22 protein-coding genes are annotated in these 25,919 nt (G+C 54.1%); 13 read left to right on the top strand and 9 right to left on the bottom strand.

The window, feature by feature from the left end; translation table 11 throughout:
- The first annotated feature begins 372 nt into the window (after positions 1-372).
- Both R70331_RS25440 and R70331_RS25445 read left to right on the top strand, forming a co-directional pair.
- Positions 373-1,347, top strand: coding sequence for an aldose 1-epimerase (locus tag R70331_RS25440; RefSeq protein ID WP_042180469.1), 975 nt, complete (start codon positions 373-375; stop codon positions 1,345-1,347).
- A gap of 100 nt (positions 1,348-1,447) precedes the next feature.
- Entirely contained in the window at positions 1,448-1,681 is a 234-nt protein-coding gene (locus R70331_RS25445; protein ID WP_042180472.1) for an alpha/beta-type small acid-soluble spore protein, read from the top strand.
- A 124-nt stretch (positions 1,682-1,805) separates the two neighbouring features.
- Here the strand turns inward: R70331_RS25445 and R70331_RS25450 are convergent, their stop codons facing one another.
- Positions 1,806-2,222, bottom strand: coding sequence for a hypothetical protein (locus R70331_RS25450; protein WP_042180475.1), 417 nt, complete (start codon positions 2,220-2,222; stop codon positions 1,806-1,808).
- A 490-nt stretch (positions 2,223-2,712) separates the two neighbouring features.
- The gene (locus R70331_RS25455) at positions 2,713-4,512 is read right to left on the bottom strand and encodes a M3 family oligoendopeptidase (RefSeq protein ID WP_042180477.1); all 1,800 of its coding nucleotides are present in this window, start codon (positions 4,510-4,512) and stop codon (positions 2,713-2,715) included.
- A 138-nt stretch (positions 4,513-4,650) separates the two neighbouring features.
- On the opposite strand from R70331_RS25455, the gene R70331_RS25460 reads away from it, so the two are divergent.
- Both R70331_RS25460 and R70331_RS25465 read left to right on the top strand, forming a co-directional pair.
- Complete coding sequence (locus R70331_RS25460; RefSeq protein ID WP_042180479.1) at positions 4,651-4,830, top strand: YycC family protein; 180 nt, start codon at positions 4,651-4,653, stop codon at positions 4,828-4,830.
- Positions 4,827-5,057, top strand: coding sequence for a hypothetical protein (locus R70331_RS25465; RefSeq protein WP_042180481.1), 231 nt, complete (start codon positions 4,827-4,829; stop codon positions 5,055-5,057). Before R70331_RS25460 ends, R70331_RS25465 begins: the two co-directional genes overlap by 4 nt.
- 77 nt (positions 5,058-5,134) lie before the next feature.
- On the opposite strand, the gene R70331_RS25470 is transcribed toward R70331_RS25465, so the two are convergent.
- A complete protein-coding gene (locus tag R70331_RS25470) occupies positions 5,135-5,845 on the bottom strand; it encodes a DUF2225 domain-containing protein (protein ID WP_042180485.1) in 711 nt (236 codons plus the stop codon).
- A 31-nt stretch (positions 5,846-5,876) separates the two neighbouring features.
- Positions 5,877-6,260 (bottom strand): globin domain-containing protein, encoded by a 384-nt coding sequence (locus R70331_RS25475; RefSeq protein ID WP_042180490.1) that lies wholly within the window; start codon positions 6,258-6,260, stop codon positions 5,877-5,879.
- Positions 6,261-6,621: 361 nt separating this feature from the next.
- On the opposite strand from R70331_RS25475, the gene ylbJ reads away from it, so the two are divergent.
- The 4 genes from ylbJ (at position 6,622) to R70331_RS25495 (ending at position 11,688) form a co-directional block, all read left to right on the top strand.
- Positions 6,622-7,878 carry a sporulation integral membrane protein YlbJ gene (gene ylbJ / locus R70331_RS25480; RefSeq protein WP_042180493.1) on the top strand — a complete coding sequence of 419 codons (1,257 nt, stop codon included), beginning with the start codon at positions 6,622-6,624 and terminating at the stop codon, positions 7,876-7,878.
- Positions 7,879-8,013: 135 nt separating this feature from the next.
- Positions 8,014-8,817, top strand: a complete 804-nt coding sequence (locus R70331_RS25485; RefSeq protein ID WP_042180495.1) for an NAD kinase — start codon at positions 8,014-8,016, stop codon at positions 8,815-8,817.
- A gap of 189 nt (positions 8,818-9,006) precedes the next feature.
- Positions 9,007-10,173, top strand: a complete 1,167-nt coding sequence (locus tag R70331_RS30750) for a copper amine oxidase N-terminal domain-containing protein (RefSeq protein ID WP_052419217.1) — start codon at positions 9,007-9,009, stop codon at positions 10,171-10,173.
- A 72-nt stretch (positions 10,174-10,245) separates the two neighbouring features.
- Positions 10,246-11,688: a S41 family peptidase gene (locus R70331_RS25495; protein ID WP_042180498.1), complete on the top strand. Its 1,443-nt coding sequence runs from the start codon at positions 10,246-10,248 to the stop codon at positions 11,686-11,688.
- 87 nt (positions 11,689-11,775) lie between these two features.
- On the opposite strand, the gene R70331_RS31275 is transcribed toward R70331_RS25495, so the two are convergent.
- Complete coding sequence (locus tag R70331_RS31275) at positions 11,776-12,381, bottom strand: YutD family protein (protein ID WP_156131198.1); 606 nt, start codon at positions 12,379-12,381, stop codon at positions 11,776-11,778.
- A 229-nt stretch (positions 12,382-12,610) separates the two neighbouring features.
- Here R70331_RS31275 and R70331_RS25505 point away from each other — a divergent pair, with 229 nt between their 5' ends.
- On the top strand, positions 12,611-13,675 hold the full coding sequence (locus R70331_RS25505; RefSeq protein WP_042180500.1) for a M23 family metallopeptidase: 1,065 nt from the start codon (positions 12,611-12,613) through the stop codon (positions 13,673-13,675).
- A 3-nt stretch (positions 13,676-13,678) separates the two neighbouring features.
- Here the strand turns inward: R70331_RS25505 and R70331_RS25510 are convergent, their stop codons facing one another.
- The 4 genes from R70331_RS25510 to R70331_RS25525 all read right to left on the bottom strand — a co-directional run bounded on the left by R70331_RS25510 (position 13,679) and on the right by R70331_RS25525 (position 17,484).
- Positions 13,679-15,379 carry a glycoside hydrolase family 13 protein gene (locus R70331_RS25510; protein WP_042180503.1) on the bottom strand — a complete coding sequence of 567 codons (1,701 nt, stop codon included), beginning with the start codon at positions 15,377-15,379 and terminating at the stop codon, positions 13,679-13,681.
- A 163-nt stretch (positions 15,380-15,542) separates the two neighbouring features.
- Positions 15,543-16,211: an alpha/beta hydrolase gene (locus tag R70331_RS25515; RefSeq protein ID WP_042180506.1), complete on the bottom strand. Its 669-nt coding sequence runs from the start codon at positions 16,209-16,211 to the stop codon at positions 15,543-15,545.
- Between the two features lie 133 nt (positions 16,212-16,344).
- Positions 16,345-16,926: a hypothetical protein gene (locus tag R70331_RS25520; protein WP_042180508.1), complete on the bottom strand. Its 582-nt coding sequence runs from the start codon at positions 16,924-16,926 to the stop codon at positions 16,345-16,347.
- 21 nt (positions 16,927-16,947) lie between these two features.
- Complete coding sequence (locus tag R70331_RS25525; protein WP_042180511.1) at positions 16,948-17,484, bottom strand: hypothetical protein; 537 nt, start codon at positions 17,482-17,484, stop codon at positions 16,948-16,950.
- A 289-nt stretch (positions 17,485-17,773) separates the two neighbouring features.
- Here R70331_RS25525 and R70331_RS32225 point away from each other — a divergent pair, with 289 nt between their 5' ends.
- From R70331_RS32225 to R70331_RS31945, 4 genes are all read left to right on the top strand, one after another.
- On the top strand, positions 17,774-19,681 hold the full coding sequence (locus tag R70331_RS32225) for a DUF6385 domain-containing protein (RefSeq protein WP_231576357.1): 1,908 nt from the start codon (positions 17,774-17,776) through the stop codon (positions 19,679-19,681).
- Positions 19,682-19,840: 159 nt separating this feature from the next.
- Positions 19,841-21,910, top strand: a complete 2,070-nt coding sequence (locus R70331_RS25540) for a glycosyltransferase (RefSeq protein ID WP_042180514.1) — start codon at positions 19,841-19,843, stop codon at positions 21,908-21,910.
- Positions 21,907-23,712, top strand: a complete 1,806-nt coding sequence (locus R70331_RS30755; RefSeq protein WP_052419218.1) for a tetratricopeptide repeat-containing glycosyltransferase family 2 protein — start codon at positions 21,907-21,909, stop codon at positions 23,710-23,712. The genes R70331_RS25540 and R70331_RS30755 overlap by 4 nt, the downstream gene beginning before the upstream one ends.
- Positions 23,709-25,904, top strand: a complete 2,196-nt coding sequence (locus R70331_RS31945; RefSeq protein ID WP_052419219.1) for a tetratricopeptide repeat-containing glycosyltransferase family 2 protein — start codon at positions 23,709-23,711, stop codon at positions 25,902-25,904. Before R70331_RS30755 ends, R70331_RS31945 begins: the two co-directional genes overlap by 4 nt.
- Positions 25,905-25,919 lie beyond the last annotated feature (15 nt).

Genomic DNA, 25,919 nt, shown 5'->3' on the forward strand with positions numbered 1-25,919 from the left:
ACGTGAGACCGTGGTGCCACCCTTATTCGCCGTTTGTGATGTTCCGCGGGAACAATACACAAAACAAGCCTTAGCTTCCGTTAACGGGGAAGAGCCGTCCGGTCTACTGGGGCCTGCAGCCTGTTCAAACGCGGCGCTCAAGGGTCCATTCAGTCAGGAGTGTCCTGCCGGTTCGCATCAACCACCGGCTTTCTGAAGGCGCACTTTCTGCTTACTTGTCCCTGTCATCACATTGTAATCATTTCTTAATGCATTCATCATAGAGCGAGACCGTGATGTTGTCAAATGACTTATCCACTGCTGAATAAATCTGTTATGATAAAGATATCCATGTTCTATGCCATCAAGTTAAGTTAAAGGAGCATATCTCTTATGAAACAGGTGACCAAAGGGCAGTGGGGCGGTTATGATACCTATATTCTGCATAGCCGTGAACTGGAAGTCACGCTTTTGCCGCGGCTGGGAAATAACGTTATTTCCTTATGGGACCGCAAGGAAGAGCGGCAAATCCTGCGCACGCCTGATGAAAGCGACTTGGCTTATTACATGCAGAAGCCGTACCATTTCGGCATCCCGCTGTTAGTCCCTCCCGGGCGCATACGCAAGGGGCAATTCAGGTTCGGAGGCGCCAGCTATCAGTTCGAGCAGAACTCAGCAGGAGATCACCATATCCACGGCCTGCACAGGACCCAGTCCTGGTGCGTGAGTGACATCGAAGAAGATGAGGACGGGTGTGCCGTTACAACAGAATTCAATACTGCAGATGATCCCGGCTGGATGGCCCAGTTCCCTGTACCGCTGCGTATGGAGATGACGTTCAGGCTGCAGGATGCCAGGCTGCAGCAGACACTGAAGGTAACCCATCTGGGAGATACAACGATTCCTTTCGGGATCGGCTACCACACCTGGTTCATGATTGACGGTGAACCCCAGCGCTGGAAGCTGACCCTGCCCGCTGAGGCCATCTATGAATTGAATGACGAGCTGCTAACAAGCGGCAATCTGTCTCCCCTGGGTGAGCTGGACTCCCTGCATCATGGAATGGACCTTGCAGGCAAGGATCTGGACACCGTGCTAAGAACCGGCGGCTATCAGCCTTCCGAAGCCCTGCTGATGCGTGAAGACGGATACGGCATCCGTTATACAGCAGACAGGAGCCGTTTCCGCCACTGGGTAATCTACACCAAGGGGCTGACTGACCAGTACCTGTGCGCTGAACCGTATACCTGGCTGCCTGATGCCCCCAACCTTAACCGGGATGCAGACTTTACAGGAATCATTACACTTAATCCCGGTGATAGCCTGTCTCTGCCGAGCACACTCGAAATCATCTATCCCAAGCTCTAAATTTCATATAATTCCCAGCCTTAAAAACTTCTGAATCCGTGCATGAATTCCCCTCCTCGCGCCCATACTATCTTCACAACGGACGAAGGAGGTGACAAACATGGGTCAAGCAGGTCAACAAGGTCGTGGAAGCCGTTCTAATAACCTGGTCGTTCCACAAGCGAATGCAGCGCTGCAGCAGTTGAAATATGAAGCAGCACAAGAGCTTGGTGTAACGATTCCTCAAGATGGTTACTACGGTAACTACACTTCCCGCGAAACCGGTTCTTTGGGAGGTTACATCACCAAACGTCTGGTACAACTGGCAGAGCAACAACTGTCCGGTCGTTCGTAACATCATCTTTTCAGCCGATTTATCCGGCAGGATTCATTTCTTGACGGACTAGCTTTACAGCCTGCCTGCGCTTCATGCCGAAGCGCGGGCAGGCTTTTTACTTATATCAGGAGCTATGTATGGTTCAGCCGAGATACTGGTCTGAGAGGTCGCCGGAATGCGGCCCGCGCGGAGCACGGATCATCAGGTTCGCCATGTTGTAGTTAGACTCCAGGATGGCATCAACCATTACCATCCCTTTACGGACGGCAAATTCATAGCTGATCTCACCATGCGTCCAGCGGCGCTTATACTTCAGACTCTCCAGTGCCATAAGCCGGAATGAAGACTGCTGTGCAGAAGTCAAACCCTCCTCTTCCGCTTCACTAAAGGCACCGCTGCGTCCGGACAAAGGATTATGGCGGATACCGAACTTGCCGATGGCATTATTTCTGATCTGTATGAATACCGTACCGGAGCTTAACCCGGACAATTCCTCCTGCAGCTCCTTAAACACTAAATCCACCTGCCTTGCCAGCGATAGCTGTTCCGTGCGTAGCATATTGTTCCTCCTAAAAGTTTTGTTAGCATAGCTTCTTTGCATATTTTTCGGCAAAACTCGCTTCGTAAGCATATGCTTAGTTTTGTTAGCATAGCTTCTTTGCATATTCTTCGGCAAAACTTGCTTCATCGGACCCTTCCGATATGGTTCGACAAAACACACTGCATAAACTTAAATCCTGGCTCTGTTGATTTGTTAATTATGAAATAACGTCCTTAAAACTGTTACCTACCAGGCCTTATATAAGGCTTTAGGCACATTATAGGACACAGTTTTCGGCGCTTCAACAATATTCAACATAATTGGGTGAATATCCCTATGTATGCGCAGTTCACAGCATTAATTTTGAAAAATTTCATCAAATACGACCTCATTCGACAATATACCATATAAAAAAAGCCCCTAAACAGGGGCTTTTGCGCATTCACACGTAACTTAGATATCCACTTTATCCTGCAATAATATGATTTGTCCTATTTTTGACAAACATTTACGCGTATTGCTCAGTCATCTGCAGGAATTCGTTAATGTCCTGGGCAATCAGCTCTACTGCACCCTGCCAGAAATCAGGCTTTGTGAGATCGACTCCAAGATGTCTCATCACCAGCTCTTCCAGTGTCATGATGCCGGTATCACGCAGCAGGCTGTCATATTTATCTGCAAAGGACGGTCCTTCCTGCAGGGCCAGCCGGTACAGCCCAGTACTAAACATATAACCTACAGTGTAAGGGAAATTATAAAACGGAACATCAGAAATATAGAAATGCAGCTTGGAAGCCCAGAAATGCGGGTGATATTCCGACAGCACGCCGCAGAAAGCCTCTTTCTGCGCTTCCTCCATCAGTGCCGATAACTCATCGGCATTAACGAGACCGTCCTTGCGCTTCTCATAGAAGCGGGTCTCGAACAGGAAACGGGCATGTATATTCATAAAGAAGGCTACGCTGTTCTGAATTTTTGCTTCAAGCAGAGCCAGCTTCTCATCGGCATCGGCAGACGCTTTTACCTGGGCATCGGCAACGATGACCTCAGCGAAGGTCGAGGCTGTCTCGGCTACGTTCATAGCATAGTTCTGGTTGAAGAAAGGCTGGTCATCGAGCAGGAAGGAGTGATAGGCATGGCCCAGCTCATGTGCCAGTGTCGATACATTCACAGGCGTCCCGCTATAGGTCATAAAGATACGCGACTCCTTGCTCTCCGGAAACGATACGCAGAATCCGCCCGGACGCTTGGCCGGACGGTCTTCGACCTCAATCCAGTCATTGTCGAAAGCATGCTCGGCAAAATCCGCCAGCTTAGGACTGAATTTGCGGAATTGCGTCACAATGTCTTTTGCTGCGGTTTCGTAAGGAATTTTGCCGGAGGATTTGCCGACCGGAGCTTCGACATCAACCCAGGACAGTGAATCCTTGCCGAGAACCTTGGCTTTACGCTGCAGGTAAGAGACAAGCGCCGGCTTACTTTCTGTAATGACTTTCCACATCATATCCAGGGTTGCCTGCGACATGCGGTTGATGGCCAGCGGCTCCTTAAGCACATCATCCCAGCCGCGTCCCTTGTACAGCTTAAGACGGAACCCTGCCAGATGATTAAGGGTATCCGCGCTGTAATCCTCCGCCGCTGTCCAGGCTTCTTCCCACTTGCGGAACATGGTTTCACGGACACCCGCATCATCATCGCTCAGCTTGTTGAAGGCTTGACCGACAGACAGCAGCTTGACTCCTTCTTCATCTTCAAAAGGAATTTCCACTTTGCCTACAATAGTCTCGTAGTGCTCACTCCAGCCGTGGTATCCGTCAACAGCCAGCTCCAGGGCAAGGCTTTCCAGCTCAGGGCTCATCTTCTCGCGGGCCTGGTCCCGGCGTTCACTCAGGACAAAGGAGAGCGGTGCGATTTCAGGACGGGCCATCCACTGTGCCCATACCTCATCTGAGGTCTGGCGCAGTAAGTTGTCAAACTGTGAGCTGACGCCTTCAAATCCGGCACGCAGTCCGGTTACTTTGGCTGAGAGGCGTACAGCTCCTTTGTCCTGCTGATTCTGTGCACCAAGACATCCGGCAAACTCCGAAGCCTGTGTCAGGCGGCTCAAGCAGCTCTGCAGCAGCCCGATTACATCATCAAGTGCAGTTGTATCGTATGCGCTGACCGGAAAAGCAGCACTGTTAACCTTTTCCCGCAGGACGGCAATATCCTCTTCAAGCTTATTCAAAAACTCCCCGAACGCAGAGGAGGAGGACCCTCCGGGGAAAATCGAATCTAAATTCCAGGTCAATGAGATAGGTTGTTTCATAGCTGTCCACCATTCCTTTGCTCATATTTAGTTTTCTTGTTATTTGGCTGTGCGCCATGGTACAGTGAATACGAAAAGTGCGCTTGCAGCAATGCTCCCGCACATTAAATAACCACAATCCATAAGGAGGGCTGCAACATGAAGCCGCTGCAGATTTCGCCGGAAACGGCCATTACCCTATCCAAACAGCTAGGCGTTCCCCTGGAACACCTGATGCATATGCCTCAACATATTTTGCTGCAGAAAATTGCCGAGCTGTCGAAGAAGCAGAGTACAGACGCCGGAACAGAAGCTCCGCCTGAGAAGGAAAACCAATGATTCCGTTCAGCCATACCTGGCCTTATGACATCATCTACGGTGACCTGTATGTACAGAATTGTCCGTTCTGCTCCAAAGAGAACGTCCTGTTGCCGCTGAAGCCGAAGGAGCTGCAGCTCATCCGCGACGGCAAAAAAAGGCTGCTGGTATTTCCCTGCTGCAGCACAAGTCCGACAGTTATCGATAATGACGCCGATTATCTGCTGTTTGACCGTGCTGTCCGCTGAGCAGACATATAAAGCGCACATAAGGGAGCTCCCCTTGTCTGCGCTTTTTTTGTTGTATACTCGGCTGCTAACAAGCGCTACAGGCTATAATCTGAGGGTACACCGTCCGGATCTGTATCTTCACCGCGCATCTGCTCACGCAGCAGTGTCCACTGCTCACGGGCTGCCCGGATCATCACGGCATCCATAATCCTCTGATCATTAATCAGCCGGGAGAACCACCTGACCGCATTCGCGTACTCTCCCACCCGGCGGTGCAGCTCGCCGATCAGAAACATCAGGCGGGCATCGCTGCCGCCGATCCCGTCACTTTCAAATACCCGGACATATTCATCCAGTGAATAGCGCAGGAACCGCTGCTCCTGCTCCGTCTCACCCTTGTAACGGTGCAGCCAGGCGATATGGTGCAGATTACTGGCGATAATCCGCGGCTTATCCTTAATGCACTGCGCACAGATCAGCGCAAGCTTGTACGTTTCCAGAGCGGTGTCCCAGCTGCGTTTGCCGCCGAAATCACGGGACTTCCACCGGCTTCCAACCTGCTCATTAAATACCTTACGCTGCCAGTCGGCCAGCTTGTCAGCCGAATTCTCGGTAGAGGCGAAACCGCAGTTCGGGCAGACGCGGACCACATAATAATCCGGATTCTCATCTTTATAATAGGAGCAGAAATCTGCGTCACGGCGTATGGCCCGTTTCAGGCTGGGACGAACCCGTGATGTGGAAAACTCATGTTCACAATTAATGCAAATAACTTTTATCGAATACAAAGGGATCAAATCTGACAAATGCCCTCATCCTTTCACCATCATCGGCTCTTTATTCCTGGGGCATATTGACAAAATGGTGCGCAGGACCGGATAGCCTGCTCAGTACAACGGACCGGAGCGGCTCAGCGACCCCCGTCTCTTCCAATGCTTGTTTCATGCAGTCCAGCCATTCCTCCGCACGCTCCGGCGAAATCGGAATGTGCATATGCCTGGCCCGCATCATCGGATGCCCATGCTCCTGCGAAAAAAGCGCGGGACCACCAAAAAACTGGCTGAGAAATTGATACTGCTTCTCCAGAACAGGAGTAATATCTTCAGGGAACAACGGGCTCAGCTGCGGATGAAGCTGCACCTTGGAATAGAACACTTCCACCAGCCGGTGAAGCCCCTCAGCGCCTCCCAGATTGTCATACAGGCTTTGGTTTGGATTCATGGAGGTTACCAGCTTTCTTCCTTATTAATGTACGGCCCTTCTATTATAACAAAAAAAGAGCGCTAAACTAAGTTTAGCGCCCTGTAAATTATTTAGTAGGTCCTGAACTCCTCATCACCTGGAGGGACGAGCGAGACCCGGATTACATATACAAAAGCACAAACCAGAACCCCGGCAACTACACTCATCACCATCACTCCATCCCTGATTATAAATATTATAAAGCTGTGCGTGTATTCTTTTTTATAATACCATAACAGAGCCTGAAAAACACAGATTTTTGCAACCGCTTTCCTGTTTTTTTTGTGCTGTTTGTCCTGCTTCCGGCATACATCTAAACATAGACCGGGAGGCGTTGCTGATGACTCTGAAAAAGCTTGGCAGTCCGCTGCTGGGCCTTCTTCTGGCCTGCTGCATGGTACTGATGCTGGTGTACCCGGCCAGCACACTTGCTGCAGCCCTGCGCGGGCTGGCGATCTGGTGGGACGTGCTCTTTCCCTCGCTGTTTCCCTTCTTTGTTATTTCTGAAATGCTGCTGGGCTTCGGTGTGGTTCATCTGTTCGGTGCGCTGCTTGATCCTCTGATGCGTCCGCTGTTCAATATACCCGGCAGCGGCGGCTTTGTGGCGGCAATGGGCTATGTGTCCGGGTATCCTGTCGGCGCCAAGCTCACCGCCAAGCTGCGCGAGCAGCAGCTGGTCAGCCGGGCAGAGGGGGAGCGCCTCGTTGCATTTACCACCTCCTCAGACCCGATTTTTCTGCTGGGTGCTGTATCCGTCGGCTTTTTTCACGACGCCTCCCTTGGGCTGGTGCTGGCACTCGCGCATTATGGCGGAGGCCTGATTGTGGGCCTGCTGATGTCCTTTCACGGAAGAGGGGACAAGTATACTGACCCGCAGCCGTCGGAAGCAGCAATACCCCAGGCTGCGCCTTCACAGCCTGAAGGCCGGATCCGCCTGGCGCTCAGCTCCATGGCCGAGGCCCGTCGCAGGGACGGGCGGAGCTTCGGGGAGCTGCTCAAAAGCGCAATCCAGTCCTCCCTGCAGCTTATTATCGTCGTGGGCGGGCTGGTTGTATTCTTCAACGTGCTGATGGAGCTGCTCACCCGTGCAGGCATTATGACGGCATTATTCAGCGTACTTGGCTGTGTGCTGTCTCTGGCCGGCTTTCCGCAGCAGCTGTCAGCAGCACTGGCCAGCGGCTTCTTTGAGGTAACCATCGGCGCCCGTTCGGCTGGAGAAGCCGCAGCAGCCATCCCCCTGCAGTTCAAGGCTGCAGCGGCGGCCTTTATTCTCTCCTGGGGAGGGCTGTCCGTGCATGCCCAGGTGGCCAGTATCCTGAACGGAACCGGCCTGCGTTATCTGCCTTTTATGGCAGCAAGGCTGGTGCACGGCCTGCTGTCGGCAATCCTGCTGCTGCTGCTCTGGAAGCCTGTTGCCGGCTCAGGCTTGTCAGCAGGCTTCAGCGCGCTGCCTGCAGCGTCCGGCTTCACCGCATCAACGGGCTCAGCCTTTGCAGCCAGCCTGGCCCTGCTGGGTTTACTGCTGGGAGCAGCACTCCTGCTGTCGCTCCTGATCTGGCTGCTTAAGCAGCTTACCCGGCGGCTGCGGCAGTCTTGAGCTTCCGGGCTGTGCTTAGCTTTTGTCCATTATGCGCTGCCGGCTGTGATTCTTTGCAGGCCCTTATATTGTGTTCCAGTTCAAGATTGATTATGATCGTTGTATGACTGAAACATACAAAGGAGCCTGTACATCTTGAGATATTATGTTCTGGACCGCGGAGACGAATTGTCCATCAAACTTGCGGAGCAATTTCACAAGCTGGCGGCGGAGCGGGGCCTGGTACTGGATGCGGAATCCCCGGAAATTGTCATTTCGATTGGCGGGGACGGAACCATGCTGCATGCTTTTCATACCTTCATTGACCAGATTCCCAATCTTGCCTTTGTCGGAGTTCACACCGGGCATCTGGGCTTTTATGCCGACTGGCAGGCAGAGGAGCTGCCTTCTCTGATTGACCACATGTGCGGGACTACGGATCTGCCCCCCCACAAGTCGCGTATTGTGCGCTATCCGCTGCTTGAGCTGGAGATCCATAAGAAATCCGGAAGCACCTCCCATATTGCGCTGAATGAATTTACCCTCAAAGGCGTTGACGGGACAGTCGTTATCCAGGTGGATATTAATGACAACAACTTTGAAATGTTCCGCGGCGACGGATTGTGCGTCTCTACGCCGTCAGGCAGCACCGCATATAACAAAAGTCTTGGCGGCGCCATGATGCACCCTACGATTGATGCAATGCAGATCGCCGAGATAGCCTCCATCAACAACAGGGTGTTCCGCACGATGGGCTCGCCGCTTCTGCTGCCCAAGCACCATCACTGCGATATTTATTCACGCAAGGAGCAGCGCCTTCTGCTGACAGTCGACCATATCAACATCCCCGTGGATGATCTGATCTCGGTCCGCTGCCAGGTGTCAGACAAAAAAATCAGCTTCGCCAGATACCGGCCCTTCCCTTTCTGGAACCGCGTCCGTGAAGCTTTTCTCATCTAGAGCATCCGATTTCCAGCAAGATGCAGTTCAACCGGGAAACAACAGCAGTCCCGGTTTTTTTATGTGCAGGAATTTTTACAAACATTTCTATTATTACTGACATGAACCGATAGACAGAGAGAAAAATTGGATGGTATAATGAACCTATTTTACATAGAGTTTGTTAACTCATAAAGGGGAGAAATTTTGTTGAAAAAATGTTCAGCTATTATCGGGACCAGCCTGCTGGCGCTCGCTCTTTCGGTCCCTGCTTTTGCGGCCGAAAAGCCTATTTCTGTCTATGTAAATGGCACTAATCTCACCTTCCCCGCCGGTACGCCTTATCTGGATAACAACTCCGTGCTTGTGCCTTTCCGGGTGGTTTTTGAGAAGCTTGGCATGCAGGTGCTCTGGGATGCTTCAACCGGGACAGTGACCGGCACCAGCTCCAGCCTTACCATTTCCCTGAAGATCGGCAGCAAGCTCGCTACAGTCAACGGTACGGTCAAAAAGCTCACGGTTGCCCCTGTATCCAGCAACGGGACAACTTACATTCCGCTGCGTTTTGTAGCTGAAGCTACCGGAGGTACAGCGGTCTGGGACGCTTCCGGCAGAAGCGTGAAGATCACCACTGCAGCCTCCACAGCAGCAACTGATGAGCAGGCCATCACGGCACTGATCAGGCAGGCTGTCCAGTACTACAATGAGGAGAAGACTATCAGCTACTACTCTCTTATTGATGATGCAGACAGCTTCGGTGACCAGATCAGCTCGCTCAATAATTTTTTCCAGAACTATGATATCAAGACAACCATTGAAGAGCTAAAGGTTCTCAGCATTCAGGGTAACGAAGCAACTGCTTACACTGTTGAAAAGGAAATCCGGACCGGCGGATATTATCTTCCAGACGAGCGGAGCGAGTATCTGTACAGTCTTGTGCGCGTAAACGGAACATGGAAAATTTCCGAAATTACCAATGAGGACAGAACCGTGCTGCTGACTAAAGAGCAGGGCATGAAGAGTGCGGGGGTTCCTCAGGGACAGGCGGACATTATTAAGGATAATCTTTCTAAATACTTCCTGGCCATGACTGCTAAGAACGTTGATGCAACACTCGCCCAGATGTACTCCTACGGTGAAGATTATGATGCGGAAAGCCGGTCATCCCTGCAGGAATTCTTCAGCGAATACGACCTGAGCTATGTCCTGAATAATTCCAATATCTTCTATTATGCCAACGGTGAGGCAGCTGTCTATGCGGAAACGACCCTCAAGGATGCTGAAACCGGGGAAAGTGTAGAGCAGCCTATGCTGTTCATCTTCTATCAGACAGAAACCGGCACTTGGATGATCGATGATTTTTATTATCTTGACTAGCCTGAATAACTCCCGTAATCATTAGTTGTTGTATTGCAACTACAAATCCATTCAAAGGGTGTATCTATTTATATGAAACCGGCAAAATTGATCTCTGCTGTTGTAAGCGGCTGTCTGGCTTTATCCCTTATGTTCTCACCGGCAGCCCTGGCAGCGGATACTGCTCAAGCCACCTCCAATACCGATCTGATCAACGAGATCATGAAGTATCTGGAAAGCTATAATGTTGAGGGGGTTGACCGGGACGCACTAATCCGCGGGGCTATTGACGGGATGGTCAACACACTGGATGACCCTTACAGCGTCTATTTTGATCAGGAGGAAGCTGCGGAATTCGAGCATCAGGTAGATCTGGAATATGTCGGCATCGGCATCAGGCTGATGTATATCTATACCTCCAAAGAGCTGTATATCGAAGAGGTTATGCCAGGCTCACCAGCTGAACAGGCAGGACTGAAGCGCGGTGATACCATTCTCAAAATCAACGGGGTTGCGATCAGCGATACCTCAGGCGAGGAGCTTGCCGGAGCCGCCGGAACGAAGGTTACGCTGCTGATCAGCAGAAACGGAGCCAGCAAAACCATCGCTGTAACGCGCAATGCCATTACCACTGCATCCGTGACCGGCCAAATCATCGGCAGTAATACAGCCTATATCGCGATTACAGGATTCAGCCAGACTGCTGATGAGGAATTCGCCAAGGTCCTCGGAAATATGCGTGCAGCAGGCATGAAATCACTGGTTCTTGACCTGCGTGACAATACCGGCGGCTATATGGATTCTGCGTACAATATCGCTTCCATGTTTATGGATTCCGGCATTATGATGTACACTGCTGGTCAGGACGGCCGGCTGGTGCCTGAAACCATTACAAACGGCAGCAAGATCGGGGTTCCGGTCGTCATTCTTACTAATGAGTATACAGCAAGTGCTTCCGAAGCGCTGACCGGTGCTTTGCGTGACAACAAGCTGGCTACCATTGTCGGCACCCGCTCTTACGGTAAAGCACGGATTCAGAGCCTGCTTCCCGTATCTAACGGAGATATGCTGAAGCTGACTACGATGAAGTACCTGACTCCGAACAAAGAAGATTTCAACCATGTCGGGCTTGCTCCGGATATCGAGGTTCAAGGCAAAACGGCACAGCTGGTAGCCGCCCTGCGGATTGCCGGGTTGACTACGATCACGCTGGCGGGCGACAATCATATCCTGGACGTCAACGGCCATGCCTTTGCCGGAAATATCGGCCTGCTGAAGCAGGATAACAAAGTATATGCATCGGCCCGCGTACTGGCTGCACTTGTAGAATGTGATATTACTTGGGACTCCAAGAATAAGAAGGCTGTATTTACGAATGGTGCCGGCAAAGCCTTCGGGTTCACATTGGCCTCCAAAGAAGCCGTATCCAAAAATGATGAGACTCTGATTGATGTCAGTGCATTCGCGAAGAAATTCCCTGCACTTACCTGGAGCTACAATGCTGCAGCCAATCAGCTGAAATTATCTGTAAAATAATATCAGTCACACAAAAAGAGCATCCCGGCAGCCATCATAAATGATTGCCGGGATGCTCTTTGGTCTGACTGTACATTTCCAGTCAGATTAATTCGCAGGATTGTTTGGCTGGTTATTATTATTCTGGTTCTGGTTCTGGTTCTGACTCTGTTTCTGGTTGTGCTGTCTGTTCTGGGATTCCTTGTGGTGCTTCTTGCCTTGAGCATCCTTGTTCCGGTGATTCCGGCTCTGATGCTCACGGACAGGCCTTTCCTTGCCCGGACCCCCATCCTTGTTGCGGCCTTCAGATCTGTTGGGAGCTTCACGGTGTACTCTGACAGGTGCCGCAGGTTCCGTCTGCTCCGGCTTCGTTTCATCAGCCGCTGCCGGTTCAGAAACCTCTTTGATCAGAATGTCCTTGTATTCCCCTTCTTTAGGCGTTTCTTTCAATTTATGCAGCACAAAATACGCGCAGCCGAAGTTGCAGTATTCATTAATATAATCAACCATGCCGGAAATCGCCGTATCACGGTTCACCTTGGGATGGTTATCCCGGAAAAAGCCCTTCAGCCGCAGCTGGCTGTAGCCCCAGTCACCAATAATAAAATCATAACGCTCCAGCACCTCGCTGTACCGCCCGCGGAATGCCTCCGGGTTCCAGCCGTCTTTATGATCGAGCATCAGCTCGTAGCCTTTTCCACCTATAACGATCAAGCGCGTGTCGCCTGCCTTTCAACTGTAAAAGTTTCAACGTAGCCGTTGCCTCATATTATAGCATGTGCAATGGGGGATTGCCTGTTTTTGTGAAATTTGTCTGCACAGAATCCGCCCCGGCTTACTGGTACCTTTAGACAGATGCGGATAAAATGAAGCCGTTTGCCTCAATCTATAATAAAAGCATCCGGCAGTTTTGTTAAGCCGGTTTTTATAGGAGGTAGTTATCATGCTGGCCCAGCGCAAAAGAAAAGCAACCCGAAAAACCGTACTGTGCCTCACCGCAGCCCTCATGCTGTGCAGTGCGGGCCAGACAGCTGCCTCTGCCCCGGCAGTGATGTCCGCCGGCTACTCTGCCGCGGATAAAGCAGACCTGCTCGCTGCGCGGAAGGAATTATATGAACAGATGAGCGCAGCAACCGGGATTCCCTGGTTCCGCTTCGCCGCCATTGATCAATACGAGCGGACCATCGCCAAAAAGAAGTCCGGTAGCGAAGCCCCGGACTCCCCGCGTATTACCGGCATCAGCATTCAGGCCCCGGTATGGGCCGGGCCGCTTAACCCGGATCAGGGCGATACTTCTCCGGAATCAATCTCCTTCTTCGGCGGCATCGGCTATGACGGCTCCGGGGACGGCAAGGCCGATCCGGCCAACGATGCCGATCTGCTCTACAGCATGGCCAGACATCTGCTTAGATACGGGAACTCTGCCAGTGATTTCAGCATCGGCGTCTGGGAATATTACCATAATGGCCGCGCTGCACAGCGTGTTGGCCAGTTCGCCAAGCTGTACGAGCATTTCGGACGGCTTGACCTGTCCGGCAGCGCTTTTCCGCTGCCCATCGGCAACTCCTACGCCTACCGCAGCACCTGGGGCACGGGCCGGAGCTGGGGAGGCGCGCGTATTCATGAAGGAACCGATCTTTTTGCACCCCACGGCATGCCTGTACGCAGCACCTGCTTCGGGATTGTCGAGACTAAGGGCTGGAACCGCTACGGCGGCTGGCGGATCGGCATCCGTGATATCGAAAACCGTTACCATTATTACGCCCATTTATCAGGATACGATAAATCCGTAGCCCGCGGGGATATTGTAACCCCGGGTCAAATCGTCGGCTGGGTCGGCAGCTCCGGCTACGGAAGTCCTGGAACCCAGGGCAAGTTCCCGCCGCATCTGCACTACGGTATCTACCGTGACCGCGGTATTACGGAATGGGCCTTTGACCCGTATCCGCTGCTGAAGCAGTGGGAGAATCAGGAGTACCGCGCCCGGAAGAACAAGAAAAGCAGATAGCCGTCAGTACAGCAGCATACAGCCGAACGGCTCTAGCTCTACAAGTATTTTCCCGCTATTGCGGATGGTCAGTCCGCTGAGCAGGTCGGTCAGCACCTTTTTATCTGTGCGGACACTGCTCAGCTCAAGCTGATAGGTATTGGGTGAATTGTTAATCAGCACAGCGATCTTATCCTGTTCCCAGCGGCGTATATACCCTATAACACTGCGCGTTTCATCGGTAAACCAGGGACGGAATGCGCCCTTTTGCAGAATGATATACTGTTTTCTCAAGGCTATCAGCTTTCTGTACCACTCATACAGCTCTATATTCTGATCCTCAGCCTGCCACACCATCGGCTTGCGGCAATGCGGATCTGTGGCTCCCTCCATGCCAACCTCATCTCCATAGTAGATCATCGGGATGCCGATATAGGTCATCTGGAAAAATACAGCCAGCTTCATCCGGGCCAGCGCAGTTCCCTGCTTGTCCCAGCCGCGCCCGTTCTCCTTGCAGGAAGTCAAAAAACGTTCGGTATCATGACTGCCCAGCAGCTGGAACATGGCCGAATTGGCCTGATCGTTGTACAGTGCCTCTATATGCAGCAGCTGTTCCATAAAACGGGCGGGTCCTGCCGACTGCAGCGCAAAGAACTCCAGCACCGCCTCCCGCAGTACATAATTCATTCCGCCATCGAATTGGTCGCCTCTCAGCCACTGACCTGAAGCATGCATAATTTCGCCGATCAGCAGCAGCTCGGGAAACTCCGCCTTCAGCTCGCGGCGCAACCGGGTCCAGAACCCGGGGTTCACCTCATTTGCCACATCCAGCCGCCAGCCGTCAATTCCCGCCTCACGCACCCAGTGCCTGGCAACGGCAAGCATGTAGTCTGCAGTCTCTGGATTATTCATATTTAGCTTAGGCATATGTACTTCTGCTTTGGCAAAGGTTTCATAGCCCGGTTCAGGGTGCTGGCTAACCGGATAGGAGCGGATGAAAAACCAGTCCTTATACGGTGACTCCTCCCCTTTCTCCAGCACATCCCTGAACGCAAAAAATGTATCCCCGGAATGATTGAACACCGCATCCAAAAGAACGCGGATACCGTACCTGTGAGCTTCATCCACCAGCTTTTTCAAGTCCTCAGCGGTTCCGAAGCCGGGGTCAATCTTGTAATAATCGGAAGTATTGTACTTATGCCCGGACGGGGATTCAAATATCGGCGTCATATAGACGGCTGTTACGCCCAGCTCATGGAGGTACGGCATTCTATCCGTAATTCCCTGCAGGGTTCCCTGATTATAGCTGCTCGGAAAAATCTGGTATACAATAGCTCCGCTGCTCCATTCCGGCACCTCCAGCGCTTCAGACCGGTGCACATAGGCATATTGAAAAGCCCCTGCCTGCTCGCGGTTCCCGGCCGTTCCTCTCTCTCCGTACCATGCATAATCCCCCTCCGGATTGGACGCGTAGAAAACATAACGGCATCTTCCGGTTGAGGTCAGAATAACCGCCTCATGAATCTCGTAAGCTCCTGCTGAACCAATCCGCTCCATCGCGAGCGGCTGCTCTCTTCCGGGTGAATCATAACGGTCGGAATGGATAACGGTGCAGGACAGCTGCAGGCCGGCGGGTACGAACAGGCGCAGCTTCAGCGCCCCTTGTCCGGCGGGAAAGGCTAACGGGTCATCGGCAGTATGATGGAAGAACCAGCGTGTCGGCATATTTTACAGTCTCCTCATTAGGTAAAATCGTCCCGGTTCCCAAGCGGATGTGATCCCGTTGCTGTACGTGGCTCATTATAAGTAATCAAGTCAGGGAAACCGGTTTCTCTAATTTGAAATTACCATCTGCTGTATACGTTGTCAATTCTCTTTAGCTGCAGGCTCATAAAGTTTCCGCCTGTCTGATGAAATGCAGAATCTCCTTCATTACCCGTGCATGGTCATCACAATGGCAGACCATATGACCGCTTTTTTCCACCATCAGCACCTGCTTTTGTCCGGATGGAATTGTCCGCTCCAGAAATCCTGCGCTTTTGGTCTTTACGAGGTGGTCCCTTGTTCCCTGAACAATCAGGGTTGGAGCTGTAATCTGCGGATAAATGTCAAAGCTCTCACGGACAAGGCGCTGGAATTGCCGGGTGGCTTTGGGCGGTGTAGAGCCGAATTTGCTGAAGTAATTTCTGAGCATGGCCGGACTGCCCAGTGTTCTTACAATCTCCAGCGGATTGAGCGGAAAGACGGGCGCTGACAGCAGGGTAAGCGACTTAACAGCCTGCCGGTACTGCACAGATAAGCGGGATGCAATCAGTGCACCGGTAGAAAATCCAATCAGATGCACCGCCTCCTGCTCCTCCAGCAGCTTGTTCAGCTCATGCTCGGCACTCTGCAGCCAGCCGAACCTGTCCGACTGCCGGAGCTCCCGCCTGCCGCCGCCATGGCCTGCAAGCGTAAAGGTCCGGGAACGGTAGTGATGCTGCTCCATATATTGTGACAACGGGGAAATCTCATGTTCGCCGCCGGTAAATCCGTGAATGAATAAACAGCTGTCCATATCTGACCTCTTTTCTCAAGGAAATATACAGTATATACCACACTTAACTATATTTTATCCAATACATGCAAAATAAGCCTCAACGCTTTTATCGTCAAGGCTGAAGGATATAAATTTACGCTGGGGCATCGGATCAGCGCTCCCACCATGTCAGGCTCAGTGCGGATGTAATAACCAAGCCGATCGCAGAGCTGGAGGAGGTTACGTTGGCACACAGGGAGCTGCCGGGAGGCAATACGATACTGCCGGTAAAGGATTGGCTGAAGCTGCCCGGCGCCAGCTGATAGCTGTTCAGCACCGTTCCTCCGCTGACTGCCGAAGTGGAGGACTGTACGGTCTGGCTGCTGACCGCTGAACTGGCCAGATTATTATTAACCGCCGGCAGAGCTGCCGGAGAGCTTAACGTCCCTCCTCTTATGATTGTAAATGTCCCGGACATGGCAGACAGCAGGGAGGACCCTCCGATACTGCCGGTAATACGGGAGATAAATACTGTTCTGCCGCTGCCAGCCGGATTGTTAATCCGCACGGAGATAACGGCTGAGATCAGGCTGAGGACAACGGTAGCGCTGGCGGAAGCATTGGCTGAATACAGGACTGCGCTTTCTGCTGCACCCAGCTCAGGAGGAGCTGTAATATCCGGCGACCGGAAGGTATTGGTCATTTCCACAAAAAGCGGCTGATCATTGTCGTTGAACACATAGTGATTAGGCACTGGTAAACCTCCCTTCCATCTTTAATATTCCCACCAGTTGATGGAGCCGGTTGCAGCTGTGCTTCCCGAGGCAATAGTGATGGAGACCGTCAGGGAGCTGCCGGACGGGACGACAATCCGTCCGTTGAAATCGACAAGGACCGGGCCTGCTGCCAGCAGCAGCGAGGCCAAATTGGCCGGTGATCCGGTAGGCGCAGCAGTTGAGGTTCGGGCCGTCATCACACTGGTTACACTGCTGCCAAAATTAAAATTAACCGGTGTCCCCGTTGTGCCCGTTACTGTTGCGTTGCGCAGCAGCGACAGCGTTACCGCAGCCGTAGCCGAGCTTGCCGTTACGCGTGATATATAGGCCGTGCGCCCGCTGCCCACGGGATTAAACAGCTGAATTACCAGCGGTGCAGCTGTTGTTACTGTGGAAGTAAAAGGAATGGCGAACAGCAAGCCGGATATGGCCGCATCGGATTCCGGAGAGGAATCGATCGCCGGAGCAATATAGGTATTGACCTGTTCCGTAAATAACGGCTGGCCGCTCTGGTTAAAAACAGCATCGTTCGGCATTCTTTCGCCTCTCCTCTCTTTCTAGCATACTTTCATTTTATGCCGCCGGCAGCCGCAGGTTGTTTGGAAATCTGCGTATTTATTGCTTCTGTTGCCCAAGCATTCCCCTGACGATGCCATATATTAATATCACACCATTCGAATGGCTTATTTGCAGCCGTACAGGCTTTGCTGTGCCGTAAACCGCATTGCGCAGAGACTTATTGTGTTCGAGACCCAGACGACGGTTTGGGTCTTTTGCCCGAGCAGGCTCTGTATTTTTCTATTCAATCAAGAAAGGGTGAACCTTGTGCCAAATTACAGTTCGTTTCAATCCAACCCGGATAATCTGCGCACGCTCATTTTCGGCCGGGACCCGTCCACCTTAAATGACCTGCCGCTGACAACCGATTCCAGCGGTAACCTGACTACAGTCATCCTGGGCGGCACCATCACCAGCGTGCTTGGCGCTACCATTACGGCTGGTACACTGTCCTCCGCCGGGACTGTAACCAACATCCTGAACGGGACGATCACCAGCGTACTTGGCGCTACCATTACTGCCGGTACATTATCCTCTGCTGGTACGGTAACGAACCTCTTGGATGGGACGATTACCAGCGTGCTCGGTGCAACGATTACGGCCGGTACATTAACTAACCTGCTCAACGGGACGATCACCAGCGTACTTGGTGCGACCATTACGGCCGGTACATTATCCTCTGCCGGTACGGTAACGAACCTCTTGGATGGGACGATTACCAGCGTGCTTGGCGCTACGATCACTGCCGGTACATTAACTAACCTGCTCAACGGGACGATCACCAGCGTGCTTGGCGCTACCATCACGGCTGGTACATTATCCTCTGCTGGTACGGTAACGAACCTTTTGGATGGGACGATTACCAGCGTGCTTGGCGCGACCATTACGGCTGGTACATTATCCTCTGCTGGTACGGTAACGAACCTCTTGGATGGGACGATTACCAGTGTGCTGGGCGCTACGATCACTGCCGGTACATTATCCTCCGCTGGTACGGTAACGAACCTTTTGGATGGGACGATTACCAGCGTGCTGGGGGCTACAATCACTGCCGGTACATTAACCAACCTGCTCAACGGGACGATCACCAGCGTGCTTGGCGCTACCATCACGGCTGGTACATTATCCTCTGCTGGTACGGTAACGAACCTCTTGGATGGGACGATTACCAGCGTGCTTGGCGCGACCATTACGGCTGGTACATTATCCTCTGCTGGTACGGTAACGAACCTCTTGGATGGGACGATTACCAGCGTGCTTGGCGCTACAATCACTGCCGGTACATTAACCAACCTGCTCAACGGGACGATCACCAGCGTGCTTGGCGCTACTATCACGGCTGGTACATTATCCTCTGCTGGTACGGTAACGAACCTCTTGGATGGGACGATTACCAGTGTGCTGGGCGCTACGATCACGGCCGGTACATTAACTAACCTGCTCAACGGGACGATCACCAGCGTGCTTGGCGCTACCATCACGGCTGGTACATTAACTAACCTGCTTAACGGGACCATCACCAGCGTGCTTGGCGCGACCATTACTGCCGGTACATTATCCTCCGCTGGTACGGTAACGAACCTCTTGGATGGGACGATTACCAGTGTGCTGGGCGCTACGATCACTGCCGGTACATTAACTAACCTGCTTAACGGGACGATTACCAGCGTGCTTGGCGCTACCATTACTGCCGGTACATTAACCAACCTGCTTAACGGGACAATCACCAGCGTGCTTGGCGCAACTATTACTGCCGGTACATTAACCAACCTGCTTAACGGGACAATCACCAGCGTGCTTGGCGCGACCATTACTGCCGGTACACTAAGCAGCGTAACTTCGATCTCACAGCGCAGCTTTATCGAGCAGGCAACACTGGCGATCCCGACCGCTGATGCCTATACTCCGCTGCCGGCGAATACAACAAGTGTACTGGGCACCTACTCCTATTTCATCCTGAATAACGGCGCCAATCCGGTGAATACACGCGTTGAGATCAGCGCGGACGGAACGAATTACTTTGTCGATACAACCGGAGATAATCCGCTTCCTGCCGGTTCGGTAGATGTCATTGTGCCGGCGCGCTTCCTGAAATACACCCGTCTTTCGTATCAATCAGCGACACCGGGGGCAGCTTCGACTATTAATGTCATTTTTGATGCCCAGGGAACGTAAACAAGTCGTCCGTCATATCCTGTAGAGGCAAAGAGTGCATGGAGTTCCATGTACTCTTTTCTTCCGCTGGCGACCCGTTAGCGCAGTTACAGCTACATATGCCGGCCAATGCCGGCTGATTGCTGCAGGAGATAATGTACCTGCCAAGGAGGAAATTTCATGACCGAACCCACAATTGGAGTTCATCTGATTATCCGAAATGAAGCCGGCCTTCTGCCCGCTTGCCTCAAAAGCGTAGCCGGAGCCGATGAGATTATAGTTGTTGATACAGGCTCGGAGGATGATTCAATAGCTGTTGCGGAAGCATACGGAGCCAGGGTGCTGCAGTACAATTGGGAGGATGATTTCTCCAGAGCCCGCAACAGCGGACTCCGCCATGCCGCAACCGGCTGGATTCTGGTCCTGGATGCTGATGAGATATTGAACACTCCGCTCACAAAAATCCGGCAGATCCTGCGGGGCACAACAGCCGAGGCTTTTACTGTCACGATAGAAAACATACTGGGACACCAGACAGAAGAGCGCCTGTATCATACAGCTATCCGTCTATTCCGCGGTGGACAGGGCTACTGGTATTCCGGAAAAATCCACGAGGGCATCGACCAGGCCATTATCAGCAGACACGGCATTTCCGCGATCCGGCACAGCAGCATTCAACTGGTTCATACAGGCTATCTGCCGGAGATCATGTCCCGCAAAAATAAAGCCGCACGCAATGAAAAGCTGCTGCGCGACGCAGTCGCAGAGCAGCCGGAGAATGATTTTTACAGCTACAATCTGGCCGTCGCCTGCTGTCAGAAAGGCCAGGTGCAGGAGGCGGAGGAGCTGCTGCGCCATACCTTGAGCCGGGCACCGCTGCCCGCCCCGTACCGTCCGGCCATGATCCGTGATCTAGGCAAAATCTATCTGTCCGCCGCAAAAATGAGCTCTATAGATGCACTGCTGGCCAAAGAGCTCGAGCGTTACAGCGATTACCCGGATCTTCATTACCTGCAGGGCCAGTCCTTGGAAGGCCAGGGATTGCTGGAGCGTGCTTTTCAGTCCTATGAACGCGCTGCTGCCCTTGCAGAAAACCTTGATTATCACACAAAATACGTCAGTGAGCACGGTATCACCACCTTCCGCCCGCTGCACCGTATGGGTGAAATCTCCCGTCAGCTCGGCAAACCGGATGAGGCCGCAAGGCTGTTCCACCGTTCGCTGCAATCTTTGCCGTTATATGCACCGGCGCTGCTGGGTATCGTCAACTCTTTTCAGTCTCTGGACGTGCCTGATCACAGCATAGCAGCCTTGCTGCAGCAGCTTGTCCCGGCGGATCAGCCTGCCGGAAGGGCAGCCATCGTTAATGCACTCTGCGCAGCAGATGCCTATGAGGCTGTGTGCGGACTGCCTCATAGGCTTTTTCCGCCTGAGAACGGTACGTTACTGCAAATGGTCCGCGCCTGGATAATTACGGGTAACCCGGATACAGCAATGTCTCTGATCCGGGAAGGCCGGAATCTGCTGGGTACAGAGATCACAATCACCGGATTGCTGCAGGAGCTGCGTGTGCTTGAAGCCCTTTGCATATGGTCACAAGGCTCTGCTCTGCTGGAAGAACAGCTGGCCGGGATGCCGGAGGAGCAGCGCAGCAGCTGGTATAAGCTTAATCAGAGGCTGGCCGGAAGTCTGGGGGGCTCTGCGAAAGAGACTGCTGAGGGGCATGCGGATGACACACTCGATAACACTGCGCTATCCATGCTTTTAATGGAGCTGATTCCTCTGGCTGTTCAGCTGGAGCTTTATCCGTTGGCAGATTCGCTCGCAGGATTGTCCGTACGGCATCAAGCGGAGCTGGCGGCAGCCCTGTATAAGGCAGGCTGTGTGCTAACAGTTGGAGAACGGTTCATTGAGCTGGCAGGTGATGAACAGGCGGCGAAGCCGGTTGCTTTTTATATCGGGGAGATGCTCTATGATAAAGGGCACTATCAAGAGGCTGCCGGATGGTTTCAGCAGGCGCTCGGGCAATACGGACAGGAGGATGCTGCACGTACCGGCTTGGCAGTCTGTTATCTGCAGCTGGCCGCAGCGGATCTGAACAAAGCCGTGGCAGGCTTCGGCGGAGATTATGAGCATGGTCCGATACTGGAGGATCTCGCTGCGATCCAAAACACCCTCCTTCTGCTGAACCGTACGCCCTGGCATACGGTGTGGAGCAGGCACAAACGTCAAGGGGGGGTACAGCCATGAGTAAGCCGCAGCGAAAGCCGCTGATCTCTCTTTGCATGATCGTAAAGAATGAAGCCGACAACCTGGCACGGTGTCTTACCAGTGTACGCGGAGCTGCAGATGAGCTGATTATTGTCGATACGGGCTCTACGGATGACACGATTGCAATTGCCCGCAGCTTTGGCGCTGCAGTTATCTCTTTTCCCTGGACCGGAGACTTCGCAGCCGCACGTAACGCCGGTCTGGAGAAGGCGCGCGGGACGTGGATTCTCGTGCTCGATGCCGATGAGGAGCTGGATGCGGAGAGCAAGGGGGAGCTGCTGCTGTGTGCAGAGCATGTGGAGTATGAAGCGTTTTTTGTACGGATTCATAATCATAAAGGGACTGAGCATGCCTCTCCGGTCATTACCGTCAATCCGATTCTGCGTATGTTCCGCAGCCGCCCGCAATACCGGTTCAAGGGAACGATTCATGAGCAGGTTGCTGCTGCAATTGTCGAAGCTGCTCCGGATGCAGCCATGCACCTTAGTACGGTGATCATTCACCATTACGGCTATGCTGACGGTGTAGTAGCCAGAAAGGATAAAATCAGCCGCAATCTCAGCCTGCTCAAGGAGCAGCTGAAGCTGAACCCGCGGGACGCTTTTCACCAGTTCAATATCGCAGTCGAATATATGCGGCTTGGTGATTACACCCAGGCGCTGCAGCATCTGCAGCTATCGCTGGCAGAGGCAGAGCCGGATACCAGCTTCACCCACCTGCTGTATAAATATGAAATCCGCTGCCGGATCATGTCCGGGGACCCGGCTGGCGCACTGGATGCATGCAATACCGGCTGCGCGCTTTTTCCCGATTATCCGGACCTTCACCATATCAGGGGGATTCTCCTGCTGCAGGCCGGAGCTTATGCGGCGGCCAGAGGGGCCTTGCGGCAAGCGCTAGTCATCGGCACATCACCGCCCGGCTACCATACAGAATCCGGGATGGGTACTTATCTGACCTATGCCGCACTGGGACAGCTGTGCCAGGAAACCGGAGAAACTGAAGAGGCCATAATCTGCTATACCAGGGCAGCCCAGCTCCAGCCGGAGCCGTTCGCCCTGCTGGCGCGTCTGGTGCGAACGATAAAATGTGCAGGACGCGGGCATGAGCTTGCCGGCTGGCTGGAGGCTCATCTGCCGCCTCTTGCGGCAGATCGGCCCCGGCTGGCCGGGCTGCTGCTGGCAGAGGGCTGTTTTGCAGCTGCGGCAGAGGTTGTGAGAAGCGGCGGTGAGGTGGAGGGCGAGAGCCTGGGGAGCGGCGGTGCGCTACCGGAGAGCAAGAGTCCGGGGAGCGGCGGTGTAATGCCGGAGAGCGAGAGTCCGGGGAGCGGCGGTGTAATACCGGAGAGCGAGAGTCCGGGGAGCGGCGGCGCGCTGCCGGAGGGTGAGAGCCTGGGGAGCGGCGGTGCGCTGCCGGAGGGTGAGAGTCTGGATAGCGGCGGCGCGCTGCCGGAGGACGAGAGTCTGGGGAGCGGCGGTGCGGTGCTGCAAGGGGCAGCTGCAGCCAACCTGCTACAGCTGCTGGAGCAGGTTGGCAGTACACCGGCAGACCAGCAGCTTAAGCATCCGGATATTGTATCGCTGTTAAGCCATCCTGCTGCTGCCGGACCGGATTACAACCCTCCTCCCTCCGGCTCCGAATCCAGGTCCGCCCGTGCCTGGATGCTGCTGGCGGACGGTGCTCTGGCTTCTCTGTCCGCTTCGTCCGGTTACGGTCCGGCTGCGGGCAGGGCACGGCTCATCCTTCCTCTTCCCCGGTATGGAGGAGAGAAAGGAGTATGAAAAGTATGAGTATGCTGCCGATCTCCCTCTGCATGATTGTTAAGAACGAAGCACAGCATCTCGGGAGATGCTTGTCCTCTGTGAGAGGGCTCGTATCCGAAATCATCATTGCAGATACCGGCTCCACTGACGGGAGTGTGGAGATTGCCCGCAGCTTCGGTGCCACGGTTATCAGGGTGGCGTGGGAGCATGATTTTGCCAAAGCCCGCAATCTGACTCTCCGCCAAGCCTCCTGCCCGTGGATTCTGGTGCTGGATGCGGATGAAGCCGCTGGCGGCTGGCAGCCGGAAGCTTTAGAGCGGCTTTTGAATACCCCTTCAGTTCAAGGCTATTTCCTGCCCTTTATTCATTATGTGGGAAGTGCTGCCGGCGAAGAATACGTCACAGACAATGTCTGCCGGCTGTTCAGGAATGATCCCGGCATACAATTTCACGGGACCATTCATGAGGAGGCGGCCAGCAGTATTTGGGCGCTGCCGGACGGCCGGATTGCTTATGCGGATCTGCCAGTACTTCATTACGGGTATGTGGATGAAGAGCTGCTGCTCAAGAACAAAGCCTCCCGCAATCTGGAGCTCATCCGGGCTGCCTTACAGCTTGATCCGCAGAGCTATGCTCTGCGTTACGCGCTTGGCACCGAATATTACCAGCAAGGCCGGTACGGGCAAGCCGCAGATATTCTGTTCCCTCTGCTTCACGAAGCTCCGTCCGGCCGTGGTTATGCAGCAGACATCTGTCTCAAAACAGCGTTTGCCCTGCAGGCTGCCGGACGGCTTCAAGCCGCCAGGGCGGTTTATACCGAAGGCCTAACCCTGTTTCCCGGCTTCACTGACCTGCTGGAATCGTATGCCCGGCTTCTGCTGGAGGAAGGTGAAGTACAGGAGGCTTACCGCCAGCTGCTGGCAGCGCTTAGAAGCGGAGATGCCGCCCATAAGTATCCCTCATCCTCCGGCAGCGGAACCAGCCGCACCAATCTGCTGGCCGGACAGGTCTGCGAGCAGTTGTATCTGTTCGGAGAAGCAAAGGAACACTACGTGCAGGCAATCCGGTTCATGCCTGACCTGTCAGCAGCCTGGGATGCGCTCGTACCGGTCTGCTTGCTGTCAGGCGACGTTGACTGCCTCACTGCCTTGACCTTGGCAGCCGGCACAGCTCTATCGCCGGGCACGCTGCGCCTGCTTGTGCCGGCGGCGCTGAACGCCCGTGCAGCCGGCTGGCTGCACGCACTCAGCAGCGCCGCACAGCTGCCCGCTCCGGCGCGGCGCGTGCTGCAGGTGCTGCCGGATATGCTCCGGCAGCATGAAGCCCCCCCGGCAGTCGCCGCCCGCCTGGAGCGGCTGCTGCCGGAGCCCGGGCCCGAGCAGCCGTTTATACACGGCTATCTCTGGGCCTGGGCCTGCCGCACCGGGGATACCGCTGCGGCACAGCACTGGCTCGGCAGCCTGGCCGGCTGCCGGCCCGGACTCCCGGCAGTTGCGCAGCTCCTGCCGGGAGGCTCTGCGGCAGCGCCGCCACTTGGCGCTGCCATGCCTGCGCCCGCCGCCGCTGCGCCAGCCTCCACTGCCTCCGCCACACCCGCCGCCGCTGCGTCAGCCTCTACTGCCTCCGCCGCACCAGCTACCGCTTCACCCGCCGCTGCGCCAGCCTCCACTGCCTCCGCCACACCAGTTGCCGCTGCACCAGCCGCCGCTGCGCCTCAGCCCGGCACGGCAGACCTTGCACCCGGCGCCGGGTCCCGGCCGGCTGCCGCCGATCTCGCGTATGCCGCGCAGCTGCTGCTCCAGGCAGGTGCCTGGAGCAGCCTGCTGGGCTTATACCGGAGCGCCGGCACGCGGCTGCAGTGGACGCGCCTGCCGCAGCCGCTGCTCGGCGGCCTGCTGCAGGCACCGGCCGCTGAGCAAGAGCAATGGTGCTCCATCTACGATGAACAGGAGCACCAGTACAACACGCCTGCCGGCCCGGCGGAGTGGCTGCTGTATGCAGCCGTAGCCAGCTCCTGCGGCAGGCAGCCCCTGCTTGATTCCGCAGCTGAACAAGCGCTGCGCTGCTCGGGAGGCAAGGCCCTGCTCACCGGCCTTGCCTATTACAGGCTGCAGCTGGCAGCAGCCTGTACAGAGAAGGGGCATATGCCCGCCGGCAGCATTCCCTGGCTGCTGCTGGTGCGGTCCGCCATCCGCGAGGCCACCATGTGACGCAGCCGGACACGG

This window comes from Paenibacillus sp. FSL R7-0331, assembly GCF_000758645.1.
In the GTDB taxonomy this organism is placed as follows: domain Bacteria; phylum Bacillota; class Bacilli; order Paenibacillales; family Paenibacillaceae; genus Paenibacillus_AQ; species Paenibacillus_AQ camerounensis.